This window comes from Streptococcus anginosus subsp. whileyi MAS624 (assembly GCF_000478925.1).
Taxonomy (GTDB): domain Bacteria; phylum Bacillota; class Bacilli; order Lactobacillales; family Streptococcaceae; genus Streptococcus; species Streptococcus whileyi.
The window spans coordinates 1756173-1768464 of sequence record NZ_AP013072.1; the positions used below are offsets into that span (position 1 = coordinate 1756173).

Annotated in this window: 13 protein-coding genes; 4 read left to right on the forward strand and 9 right to left on the reverse strand. The window is 38.9% G+C overall.

Annotated elements, in window-relative coordinates:
* The first annotated feature begins 267 nt into the window (after positions 1-267).
* Positions 268-1200, forward strand: a complete 933-nt coding sequence (locus ANG_RS08820) for a nitronate monooxygenase (protein ID WP_003036435.1) — start codon at positions 268-270, stop codon at positions 1198-1200.
* Positions 1201-1535: 335 nt separating this feature from the next.
* On the opposite strand, the gene ANG_RS08825 is transcribed toward ANG_RS08820, so the two are convergent.
* Together ANG_RS08825 and rlmD are read right to left on the reverse strand one after the other, a co-directional pair.
* Positions 1536-1916: a cytidine deaminase family protein gene (locus ANG_RS08825; RefSeq protein WP_003036480.1), complete on the reverse strand. Its 381-nt coding sequence runs from the start codon at positions 1914-1916 to the stop codon at positions 1536-1538.
* A 1-nt stretch (position 1917) separates the two neighbouring features.
* Complete coding sequence (gene rlmD, locus ANG_RS08830) at positions 1918-3276, reverse strand: 23S rRNA (uracil(1939)-C(5))-methyltransferase RlmD (RefSeq protein WP_025271940.1); 1359 nt, start codon at positions 3274-3276, stop codon at positions 1918-1920.
* Positions 3277-3313: 37 nt separating this feature from the next.
* On the opposite strand from rlmD, the gene recX reads away from it, so the two are divergent.
* The 3 genes from recX to ANG_RS08845 all read left to right on the forward strand — a co-directional run bounded on the left by recX (position 3314) and on the right by ANG_RS08845 (position 5147).
* On the forward strand, positions 3314-4090 hold the full coding sequence (gene recX, locus ANG_RS08835) for a recombination regulator RecX (RefSeq protein WP_003036445.1): 777 nt from the start codon (positions 3314-3316) through the stop codon (positions 4088-4090).
* An 86-nt stretch (positions 4091-4176) separates the two neighbouring features.
* The gene (gene ntdP, locus ANG_RS08840; RefSeq protein WP_003031472.1) at positions 4177-4710 is read left to right on the forward strand and encodes a nucleoside tri-diphosphate phosphatase; all 534 of its coding nucleotides are present in this window, start codon (positions 4177-4179) and stop codon (positions 4708-4710) included.
* Between the two features lie 119 nt (positions 4711-4829).
* A complete protein-coding gene (locus tag ANG_RS08845; protein WP_003036352.1) occupies positions 4830-5147 on the forward strand; it encodes a DUF960 domain-containing protein in 318 nt (105 codons plus the stop codon).
* A gap of 125 nt (positions 5148-5272) precedes the next feature.
* On the opposite strand, the gene ANG_RS08850 is transcribed toward ANG_RS08845, so the two are convergent.
* The 7 genes from ANG_RS08850 to ANG_RS08880 form a co-directional block, all read right to left on the reverse strand.
* Entirely contained in the window at positions 5273-5647 is a 375-nt protein-coding gene (locus ANG_RS08850; protein ID WP_020999484.1) for a S1 RNA-binding domain-containing protein, read from the reverse strand.
* Position 5648: 1 nt separating this feature from the next.
* Entirely contained in the window at positions 5649-7049 is a 1401-nt protein-coding gene (locus ANG_RS08855; RefSeq protein WP_003036370.1) for a bifunctional Cof-type HAD-IIB family hydrolase/peptidylprolyl isomerase, read from the reverse strand.
* A gap of 39 nt (positions 7050-7088) precedes the next feature.
* Positions 7089-7721, reverse strand: coding sequence for a response regulator transcription factor (locus tag ANG_RS08860; RefSeq protein WP_003036430.1), 633 nt, complete (start codon positions 7719-7721; stop codon positions 7089-7091).
* A gap of 1 nt (position 7722) precedes the next feature.
* On the reverse strand, positions 7723-8718 hold the full coding sequence (locus ANG_RS08865) for an envelope stress sensor histidine kinase LiaS (protein WP_003036415.1): 996 nt from the start codon (positions 8716-8718) through the stop codon (positions 7723-7725).
* Positions 8715-9413, reverse strand: a complete 699-nt coding sequence (liaF, locus tag ANG_RS08870; RefSeq protein WP_003036398.1) for a cell wall-active antibiotics response protein LiaF — start codon at positions 9411-9413, stop codon at positions 8715-8717. Before liaF ends, ANG_RS08865 begins: the two co-directional genes overlap by 4 nt.
* Before the next feature lie 260 nt (positions 9414-9673).
* Positions 9674-11548 (reverse strand): Stk1 family PASTA domain-containing Ser/Thr kinase, encoded by a 1875-nt coding sequence (gene pknB, locus ANG_RS08875; RefSeq protein WP_003036358.1) that lies wholly within the window; start codon positions 11546-11548, stop codon positions 9674-9676.
* Positions 11545-12285: a Stp1/IreP family PP2C-type Ser/Thr phosphatase gene (locus ANG_RS08880; RefSeq protein ID WP_003036337.1), complete on the reverse strand. Its 741-nt coding sequence runs from the start codon at positions 12283-12285 to the stop codon at positions 11545-11547. The genes pknB and ANG_RS08880 overlap by 4 nt, the downstream gene beginning before the upstream one ends.
* Positions 12286-12292: the final 7 nt, after the last annotated feature.

The window sequence follows — 12292 nt, forward strand, 5'->3', positions numbered from 1 at the left end:
GCAGTTGCTTTCTAAGCAAAACCAAAACGCTCTTTATCTTTGATTCATTCCATTTTTCTGAATCAAGCATCTATAACTATTTTTAATATAGTATAAGTAATTGTTATAATAAAATGATTCTGTGTTTTTCACAAGCAAAATAATTGATAAATTCTCTTTTCAAAGCAAAATATTTCACAAATAAAAGAAAGATTATTAAATCGCAGATTTGAAAACGTTTTTATAATCGTGATATAATAATTTCAAAAACAGGATGAAGGAGATAGTATGTCTATTACAACTTTACTAAACATCAAATATCCAATTTTTCAAGGTGCTATGGCGCAAATTTCTCACTATCAGTTGGCTGCTGCTGTTTCAGAAGCGGGTGGCTTGGGGATTATTGCTTCAGGTGGTATGACTAGCGACCAATTGCGCGAAGAAATTCGTGAATTGCGTAAACTCACAGACAAACCATTCGCTGTTAATGTGATGCTGATGCTGAAAAACATCGAAGAGCTTGTGAATGTTATCACCGAAGAAAAAGTTCCTGTTGTGACAACTGGTGCTGGCACCCCTAAATTTATTCTGCCTGCTCTCAAAGAAGCAGGTATCAAGGTTATTCCGGTCATTGCCAGCGTGAAACATGCTAAAAAAATGCAGGAATTAGGTGTTGACGCTGTTATCGCTGAAGGAGCTGAAGCGGGTGGTCATATCGGTAGCACCAATACCATGGCTTTGCTGCCACAAATCGCTGATGCGGTTGATATTCCCGTGATTGGTGCAGGAGGTATTGCAGACGGTCGTGGACTTGCTGCTGCTTTCGTTTTAGGCGCACAAGGAGCTCAGCTCGGTACGGTGTTTCTCGCGTCAAAAGAATGCCCAATCGCTGAAAGTTATAAAGAAGCCGTTCTCAAGGCAAATGATACAGATACAGCTGTCACAGGAAGGAGGGCGGGTGCACCCGTTCGTTGTATCCGAAACGAAATGACAGATCATTATATAGAACTTGAAAATAAAGGTACCAGCCGTGAGGAATTGGAAGAGATTACTATTGGAGCTCTCTCAAAAGCTGTATATGACGGAGACACCAAAAACGGCTCCATGATGTGCGGTCAAATTGCTGGTATGATAAAAGAAATCCGACCATGCAAAGAAATCATTGAAACAATCGTCTCAGATGCACAAAAAGCATTGGAAAACACAGAGATTTCCTTGTAAAATCGAAAAAACTTGTAGAAAATGATCTCTACAAGTTTTTCTATTGCTGAAGTAGTTAAAAATATTTGCGTTTCATTTTAGTTGCTCAACTTCTGTCGCCTATTTGTCTCATCTGCCTCAAACTAGACTCACTCATGAACAAGTCCATTTACCAAATACTATAAAATATCAATAGCATTGCTACAGGATACCTTCTTTGCAATTTTTACATCCTGATTCTTTGAACTTTCGTTGTTAGGAAGTGCCTTGTATATTATTCTAACATACAGTAAAAGTATTTCATATCATTTCCCGTCATTTTCAGTACGTTCTTGTCCCCACCAGTAAGGCATGAGTTATCCCAAAGTAATCGTTTCGCGTTTTTCAAAATCCAACATAAACTCTAGATGACGATTCTCAGGATTCAACTCCATTAAAAATTCTCTACACGCCCCACAAGGCATACCAGAACCTCCTCCATAAGGTGGTTTATCACGAAAAGCCAATACTCGTTTCATTTTTGTTTGTCCAGAACACTGATACATATTAAAGGCTGCTACCCTTTCAGCGCAGAGATGAAAAACACCATAGGTTCCTTCAAAGCAAAAGCCGGTATAAATCTTTCCATCCTCTGCTTCAATAGCTGCTACAACATGATTAGCGTACACAAAGGGCGATACCTCATGCGGATCATAGAGCTTCTTGGCTTCTTCATACATTTTTTCCCAAATATCCATTCTAATCCTCTTTCCTCATCAACTTCACTACAGCCTCGGTCCTGGCTGTGTGTGGAAACATATCCACAGATTGAATATAATGAACATCGTAGACCTTGCTCAATTGCACCAAATCTCTAGCTAGAGTAGAGACATTACAGGAGACATAAACCATTTTCTTCGGTGCATAACGGACAATCGTCTCAAGCAGCTTTTTATCCAAGCCAGTTCGTGGTGGATCGACAATCAAAGCATCCGCCCGATAGCCTTCCTTATACCAACGAGGAATAATGCTTTCAGCAGTCCCAGTCTCATAATGAGTATTGTTAAAGCCTAAGCGAGCAGCATTTCGCTTAGCATCTTCAATAGCTTCCGGAATAATGTCCATACCTCGCAGAGACTTGACTCTTTTAGCAAAGGCAAAGCCAATCGTTCCCACGCCGCAATAAGCATCAATCAAATGCTCTTCAGATGTCACATCAAGCGCCTTGACTGCTTCACTGTAAAGCACTTCTGTCTGCTCTGGATTGAGCTGGTAAAAAGCCCTAGGCGATAAGGAAAACTCGTAATCCAAAACACCTTCTTGAATTGTCTCTTTTCCCCAGATAATTTCCGTCTTATCTCCATAAATTTCACTTGATTTTGTCGTATGGTAATTGACCGCCACTGCTTCTAATTCTGGAAATTCTGCTGTTAAATCTCGAATGACTGGAGAGAAGTCCAACTTCTTTCCCGTGACAAAGATCATCTGCACCTGTCCCGTTTTCCGAGCCCTGCGAATCATAACCGTCCGAACGCCTGCTCTCTTACGCTCATCGTAGATAGGAAGATTGTACTTCCCCAAAAGGAGAGCCACTTTATTGATGATTTTCTGCGTTACCTTATCCTGAACCAAACAGTTTTTCAAAGAAATCAGATAATGGGAATTCTGCGCATAAAGCCCTGCTTTGACTTCATCTCCTAATTTCCGTGTCTGAAATTGAAGCTTAGCCCGATAGTAAAGTGGTTCTTGCATGCCAATCGTTGGACGAATCTCATAGTTTTCATAACCTTGAGGTGCAAATTTTTTCAAAGCCTGCCGCAGCAGATCTGTCTTAAATTCTAACTGTTTGTCATAATGCAAGTGCATAATCTGGCAGCCCCCGCATTTTTCATAAATCTCACAAGGAGGCTCTACTCGATACTTGGTGCGTTTGTTAATCGTCAACAGTTTTGCTTCGACAAAATTACGCTTAACCGTCGTGATTTGACAAAAAATATCCTCACCTTTTAAAGCACCTGGCACAAAGACCAATGTCTTTTTATAAAATCCAATCCCTTCCCCGTTGATTCCCATTTTTTTGATTTTCAAGGGGATTTTTTGTTTTACTTTCAGATTCATAAACCTATCTTACCATATTTTGAGGTATAATAGAATCATGAAAATTACAAAAATCGAAAAGAAAAAGCGGCTTTATCTCTTAGAGCTGGATGAGACAGAAAAACTGTATATCACCGAAGATACCATTGTTCATTTTATGTTGTCAAAAGGCATGAACATTACTGAGCAAGAGCTGAAAAAAATCCAAGAATATGCTCAATTTTCTTATGGAAAAAATCTGGCATTGTATCATCTTTCTTTCAAGCAGCGTACTGTAAAGGAAGTCAATGATTATTTGCGTAAGCACGACATGGAAGAGGAAACGATTGTTCACGTTATTGACAACTTAAAAAAAGACAACTGGCTAGATGATGCCAAATATGCTCATGCTGTTATCAATGCTAACCTCTTGTCTGGAGACAAAGGTGCTTATGCGCTCAAGCAAAAGTTAATGCAAAAAGGAATTGCTGCTTCTATCATTGATGATGAATTACATCAACATGATTTTACAAATCTAGCAGAAACAGTTGCTCAAAAATTACTCAAAAAATATCAAGGGAAGCTCCCGACAAAAGCACTTCACGATAAAATCTTACAACAGCTCATCAATAAAGGTTTTTCCTATGAAGAATCAAAAGTGGCATACCAAAACCTCACGATAGAAGATGATGATGGAAACCAGCAAGAATTGCTTTACAAAGAATTAGACAAACAATACCGCAAGTATTCTAAAAAATACGATGGCTATGATTTAAAACAACGGCTCACCCAAGCACTCGCACGCAAAGGCTACGATTTTTCTGATATTGCTAGCGCTCTCAGAGAATATCTATAAAAAATGTAAGGTTTATTTATGTTTTTTCATGAAAATATGTTACAATAAGAGCGATAACCTGATTAATTGTAGAAAGTTGGTAGAAGATGAAGCTTCCAAAAGAAGGCGACTTTATTACAATTCAAAGTTATAAGCATAATGGAAGTCTGCACCGCACTTGGCGCGATACCATGGTACTAAAAACAACAGAAAATGCCATTATTGGTGTCAACGACCACACCTTGGTCACAGAAAGTGACGGGCGGCGTTGGGTGACACGTGAGCCAGCTATTGTCTATTTTCATAAAAAATATTGGTTTAACATTATCGCTATGATCCGCGAAAATGGGATTTCCTACTATTGCAATCTAGCCAGCCCCTATTATCTTGATGCAGAAGCATTAAAATACATAGATTATGATTTAGATGTCAAAGTCTTCACCAATGGTGAAAAGCGATTGCTGGATGTAGATGAATACGAGCGCCACAAGCGGCAAATGAACTATTCCAATGATTTAGATTACATTCTCAAGGAGAATGTGAAAATCTTAGTAGACTGGATTAATAATGAGCGTGGACCTTTTTCACAAGCCTATGTCAATATTTGGTACAAACGTTATGTAGAGCTAAAGAATCGCTAAAGTTGCCAAGGGACCTCTGGTCCTTTTTGATTTTCAAAGAACAATTTCTTGCAATTCAAGCTTATTTTATGTATCATATAGAAAATCCTTTGATGAATGAGCACAGAAAGGAAGAAACGATGGCTTTTACAAATACACGTGGACGTTATGCCAGCTTTGGCGTTGTAACCAGTTTACCAGATGATATCGTTGACAGCTTTTGGTATATTATTGACAATTTTCTAAAAGGTGTGTTTGAATTAGATGAACTTCTTCGATTTGAACTCATCAACAACAAAGGAAAAACGACTTTTCAATTTTCACAAGAGAGCCTAGCGACTGTTGTCACTTTTGATTTTAATGACTCTTTCGATCCGTTTTTTCCACGAGAAATCTTTGTGACTGACAATAATGGTAAAGAAACTATTATGCTGCCAGATGAGTATACCTTGATGTAATAGTATATTAAGTAGAGCATATGTGATGATACAACCACTCCTTAATGTACGAAAACACATAAAAGCCCTCATAGAACCATTCTATTGAGGGCTTTATATTGAGTATTTAAAGTCTGCTTTGATGCTTATTCAGCAGTTTCCTCTTTTGATTGATTCAGAAAATCCATTGCTTCCTTGGTCCAAGTCGGCAAATTTTTAGCGAGCGGTGCAAAACCAATCTTGTAACGGTCATTTGAAAAGCGATGGCGTTTAGGCAAATGATGCTTCTCTTCTTCCAGAGTTCTCATTGACAAACTAGCCTTACCCGAAAATTCATCATAGTCCATCACTTGCACCAAGACCTGATCGTCAACATGCAGAATTTCGTGGATATTTTCGATATAGCCTGTCCGAATTTCTGAGATATGAATCAATCCCATGTCACCCGTTTCTAGTTCCACAAAAGCACCATAAGGCTGAATACCGGTAATTCGGCCTTTTAGTTTTTCACCAATTTTCATTTTAATCCTCAATCTCAATGGTTTCAATCACGACATCCTCAAGCGGTTTATCCATTGCACCAGTTTCAACTGCCGCAATCTTATCTAACACTTGATAAGAAGCTTCATCTAGCAATTGACCAAATACAGTATGCCTGCGATCCAAATGCGGCGTTCCACCTTTACTTGCATAGACTTCAGCAATCGGTGCTGGCCAACCACCTCGTTCCAATTCCTTTTGTGCATAAGGGATCTTGCTATTTTGCACGATGAAAAATTGACTGCCATTTGTATTTGGACCAGCATTAGCCATCGAAAGTGCACCACGGATATTGTACAATTCTGGAGAAAATTCATCTTCAAACTTTTCTCCATAAATAGATTCGCCACCCATGCCCGTACCAGTTGGATCTCCACCTTGAATCATGAAATCCTTGATAATGCGGTGGAAAATCACGCCATCATAGTAGCCATCCTTTGATAAAGCGATAAAATTAGCCACTGTCTTCGGCGCTTGCTCTGGAAATAGTTGAATTTTCAAATCACCGTGGTTGGTTTTAATAGTCGCTTTCGGACCTTCTGTTTTTTCAATCGTCACTTGCGGAAAATGCAATTCTTTTTCTACCATTCCTAACTCCTCTAAGGCATAAAAAATGCCGTCTTCTTCTACTGTTTTTGTCACAAAGTCAGCCTTTGCTTTGATCTTTTCATGGGAAATGCCCATAGCAACGCTGATACCTGCATAATCAAACAATTCTAAATCATTGAGTTCATCGCCAAAAGCCATGACATTCTCCGGTTTCAATCCTAGATACTCAACAACTTTTGCAACCCCAGATGCTTTTGAACCATTTGTCAGAACCACGTCTGATGAATGTGGATGCCAGCGAACCAAGCGCAGATGTTCTCCCAAGTCTTTTGGTAATTGCAAACTATCTCCGATATCTTCAAATGTCCACATTTGATAAACGTTGTGATCTTGATAAAAATCCGGCTGAATAGGTAAATTAGGATAAACAATATCAATGGCTTCATCAATAAGCGGTGTTCGCGTCGAAAGCGCTGCCTCATGACTACCAACGAGGCCAAAGTCAATCCCAACTTCCTTCGTCCAAGCGATATAAGTTTCTACTAAATTTCGATCAATCGGGGTTTGCGCAATAACCTTTCCTGCTTTATCTTCAATATAGGAACCATTTAAAGTGACAAAAAAATCCGGCTGCAATGCTTTCAGCTCTGGAACTACACCAAAAATCCCTCTCCCTGAAGCAATTCCTGTCAAAATTCCTTTTTCTTTTAGCTGTTTAAACACCGTTTTGATAGAGTCCGGAATATAGCCAGTCTCTTTCACTCGCAACGTATCATCAATATCGAAAAAGACGATTTTGATTTTCTTGGATTTATATTTTAATTTTGCGTCCATAATCTCCCTATAGGAATTATTCTGCTTTCTATTATACCACTAAATGTCATCTTGTGGGACAAGGTGATGTTGGAAAGCATAAACAACAGCTTGTGTACGATCGCTCACTTCTAGCTTTGATAAGATATTGGACACATGTGTTTTCACTGTCTTTAAAGAAATAAATAATTCATCTGCTATGCGTTGATTTTCATAACCTTTTGCCAGTAGTCCTAAAATATCTCGCTCACGCGCAGTCAAATCTTCGTGCAATTCAATATGATTTCGATGATATTCCACTTTTTGGCTGACCTCTGTTTCAATGGCAAGTTCACCCTTAGCTACTTTTCGGACAGCTCGTAAAATATCATCAGCACTAGATGTTTTCAGCATATATCCTTTAGCACCTGCGTCTAAAACCGGATAAATTTTTTCATTATCCAAATAAGAAGTCAAAATGAGAATTTTAGCTTCAGGCCATTCTTTTAAAATAGCAAGTGTCGCTTTAATCCCACTCATTTCAGGCATAACAATGTCCATCATAATCACATCTGGGCGCAACTCCAAAGCTTTTTCAACTCCTTCGCGACCATTTGAAGCTTCTGCCACTACATCCACATCGTCTTGTAAATCCAAATAACCTTTCAAGCCAAGTCGTACCATTTCATGGTCATCTACTAATAAAATATGCATCCTAAACTCCTTTCAATAAAGGTACACGAATGTCAATCGCTACTCCTTGTTTAGGAGCCGTTAAAATCTGAATCGTTCCTGCAATATCGTTTACTCTTTCTTCTATATTTTTCAAACCATAACTCAATTCATCAGACGAAGTGTGCTCAAAGCCAATCCCATCATCTATCATCTTTAACTGCAATTCGTACGGTGTTTGATATAGATAAACATCTAAATGATTTGCATTGGCATGGCGAAGCGTATTACTGATAATTTCCTGAGCAATTCTAAAAATATGCTCCTCAATCTGTTTCGGTAATTTTTGCACATCATGGTGAAAACTTACCTCAATATCGCTTTTATCTGATAGCTCTTTCAAAATGAGGTTCAGCCCTTCAACCAAGCTTTTCCCTTCCAACTCTGTCGGTCTCAAATGTAGAAGCAAGATACGCAAATCCCTCTGAGCCGTATTTAAAATTCCTGATACGCCTGTCAATTGCTTCGATAAGGTGTCCGTATCTAAGTTCTCCACTTGACCTGTCACACCTGACAAAATCATATTAGCAGCAAAAAGTTCTTGACTGACCGTATCATGTAAGTCACGCGCAATTCGCTTGCGCTCTTTCTCAATAATCGTCTCCTCATTTTGCAGGGCGCGGTTCTCTGACTTTTGCAGATTTTCTGTCAAATGAGTTAATTTCTCTGAAACCAGCCGAAAAGAGGAATCAATTTCAGGCTGACGAATCTCTTGCAATTCTCGACCTTCTAAAACATTTTTTAGGTTTGTTTGAATGGTAGACAAAGTGACCATTTGAATCACTTTAACACCTAAAATCATCAGCATCGTCAGAGATAAAGTCAGCACAATTACAAAGAAACTAAATTTTTCTAGCCGCTCTACATTACTAAAAATCAGTTGCCAATCAAAATTAAATAGGCTAAAAATATAATGAATAATGATTCCTAAAATGAGTAGGGAATAAAAGCTAATCAAGAGATAGTAGACTTTTTTCATTTGCGAACCACCTCAACATTTCCTAAAAACGTTGACAGGACAATTTTGACGCTTTTATGTGCTCGCTTGAAGTCTGGTGTCGTTAGGCTGATACTTTCATTTCGCAACTCATAGGCAGGTTGACCTAAGAATTGTAATTCCCCATATAGATTATTCACTTTGAGACTAACTGCTACATCAACTGGCACAATGATTTTTGTGTTACCGAAAAATTTACGCAAAATAATCACATTGTCATGGTTTGTGATAATGACCTGTTCCAAGTGAATCGTATCTTTTCCCACCAACCGAAATAGATTAATGTCATCAAATCGGCAGGTATCTAATGGGCCAAAATGATGAAGATTTCCTAGCCATTTATTTTTTTCTCGTTTTGGATTCACTGTATCATCAAAAATGAGATTTGTTACTCCATTTTCCTTATAAATATAGGGGTAAGCCACAATCATGCCATAAATAACCGCGAAAAGCAAAGCAGCAATAACATAGGGATTGAGCATAATAACGAAAAAAAGTAATATAGTAGATGTCACTAGGAGGAAGTTTCCTCTTTGTTTTCCAAAATAATAATAAAGCAACAACAAGAAAAGCACCAAAAAAAGAATAACACGTGAAAAATGACCAGATAAAATCGTCACTAATGCAAATGTTAGTAGAATAGATTCAACAAAAATAAAAAATTGGAGCTTTTTCATAGTCTCGATACCTTTCTAATCCTATTGTATCAAAAACTTTCAAAAATTCCTCTGGCTAAGGTATGAAAAGAAGGGAGTGAACTGGAAGAAAATATTTTCAAGTTCTAGTTTGTAGTCCTAGAAGCTAACATTTTTATTTACAATATACTGGATAAACTTGATTGAGCAAAAACAATGCTTATCAATGATGTAAAACGAGTGCAAAAAAAGAGTGAGGGAAAATCGGTTTAACAAAACTACGATTTTATCCTCTCTCTTTTTTAATTACTTGCACTAGCACTTGTGTCTGGTGTTTTTGAGCTGCTTCCATCATTACCACTAGTTGACGAACTGCTAGAGGATGGGCTAGTTTTATCTGAGCTGCTATCAGATTGTGAACTACTTTCAGATGTTGAAGAATCTTCGTTTTTTGGCTCATATACATATAAGACAATGCGATCACTCTTCAAATTCAAAGACTGACCAGCTTCTGGGGTTTGTCTGATAATCGTATTTGCCTGTGTACCCGCTGGAGCTGTTGTAACCGTACGTTTTTCAATATTCGCACCTTGAATACCAATCACTTCCGTCAAATTATTATAAGCAAATTCATAGGTTGAGCCGATATAGCTTGGCATCGTGACACTTGAAACGGACTTCGCTACTTTTAACGTAATACGTGTCTTTGAAGTCAAATCATAAGTGCTGCCTGCTGCTGGTGTTTGAGCAACAACTGTTCCTGCCGCATACTCACTACTTTCAACTTCTTCTGTTTTAATTAAGCCTTTTGAAACCTTGTATTTTTGTACCAGATTGTTGATGGCATCTGCTCTTTTCTGACCTTTATAATCTTCCATAATAAAAGTTTTAGTCCCTTTTGAGACAATCAGATCCACCGTACTGCCCTCACGCCGTTGCGTTCCCGCTTCTGGATTGGTGCGAATAACTGAATCTTTTTTAACAGAATCACTGTATTCGTCTTTTTCCTTGCCAACTTTCAAACCTGCAGCTTCAATCGCGGACCGTGCTTGCGCAACGGTTTTTCCAGTAACATCTGGTATTTTTACATTTGACGGACTCAAATAGACTAAAGCCACCAGAGCTACGATGACTAAAACCACCGCTGATAACAAAACTTTATAGCGCGTTCTTAAACGGCGCTTCTTTTTTGCTTTTGGCTTAGGCGTAGGCTTACTACTGACTGCTTCTTTTGTAGGAGTAGGTGTTGACTTCGTCACAGAAGTCAAGGTATTTTGTGATACTTTCGGCAGTGTCTTTGTGTCTGCTTTAGCAGTGTCATCAAAAACTAGTTTTTTCTCATTTCGACGGTCAGCAGATAAGCAGCTTGATAAATCCACATACATTTCTGCAACTGACTGATAACGATCCGTCAATTTTTTGGCCGTTGCCTTGATGACTACATTTTCCAATGCCTGTGGAACATTTGGATTTTCAGCAATAATAGACGGTAGGGGCTTTTGGAAATGTTGTAGGGCAATCGTAACAGCACTATCTCCATCATAAGGGATGTGTCCCGTTAGCATTTCATAGAAAATAATCCCCATAGCATAAATATCACTTTGAACCGTTGCTTTTGAGCCACGCGCCTGTTCTGGTGACAAATAATGTACAGACCCCAACATAGAGTTGGTTTGCGTTAAACTCGTTTCTGCAAAAGCTACTGCAATCCCAAAGTCTGTTACTTTTGCATCGCCATCTGGAGTTAAAAGGACATTTTGAGGTTTTAAATCACGGTGAACAATCCCATGCGTATGCGCCAAACGCATCGCCAAAAGGATTTGTCCCATGATTCGCACCGCTTCTTCATTGGACAAAGGAGCATGCTCTTTGATATAGCGTTTCAAGTCAAGTCCAGCCACATACTCCATTGCTAGATATTGCTGGCCTTCTTCTTCTCCAATGTCGGTAATCCGGACAATATGAGGATGATCCAAATCTGCCATGGCTCGCGCCTCTCTTTGAAAACGCGCTACAGCAATCGGATCCGTCTGGTAATTGGTTCTTAGAACCTTAACTGCGACTTCTTCCCCGTCTAAAATCAAGTCTTTCGCCAAGTAGACATCTGCCATGCCTCCTCGGCCAATTTGTTTGATGATTTTATATCGTCCGGCAAATATCTTGCCGACTTGAATCATTCTGCATCCTCCTTATGATAATGAACCAGGGCAACTGTAATATTGTCCAGACCGCCTGCATTATTTGCAAAGCGAATCAAGGTTTCTGCTTTCTCTGAAAGAGCAATATCACTTGTCATAATATCATAAATTTCACTTTCTGAAATCATATTGGACAAACCATCACTATTCAAAATAATGTAATCATCATCTTCTAAGCTAATCATGCCAACATCAGGCTGCACTTCGCCTCTTTGACCGATTGATTGCGTGATGATGTTGCGTTGTGGGTGACGTTCTGCTTCCTCAGGCGTAATTTGTCCTGCTTTGAGTAATTCATTCACCAAAGAATGATCGCTCGTCAACTGTCTGTAGCTGTCCCCACGCACCAAACCAATACGAGAATCCCCTACATGAGCATAAATTGCTTGATTGCCAATAATTACTAAGGCTTCAAGCGTCGTTCCCATGCCTTTATATTCTTCATCTTGACCAAATTGATGAACTTTTTGATTTTCTGTTTCGAGATGTTCTGCGAACCACTCACGGACACCGTTAATAGAATCAATTTGAGTATCCACCCAAGCGGCACCGAGGTCTGTTACTGCCATTTCACTAGCAATATTACCGGCACGGTGACCTCCCATACCATCTGCTAAAAGAACCATTGTCATACCGGCACGATTAACAAATTGATTGGCATAATCTTGATTATTTGTACGCTTCTGACCAACATCTGTTAATAATGAAATTTCCATACTGTCA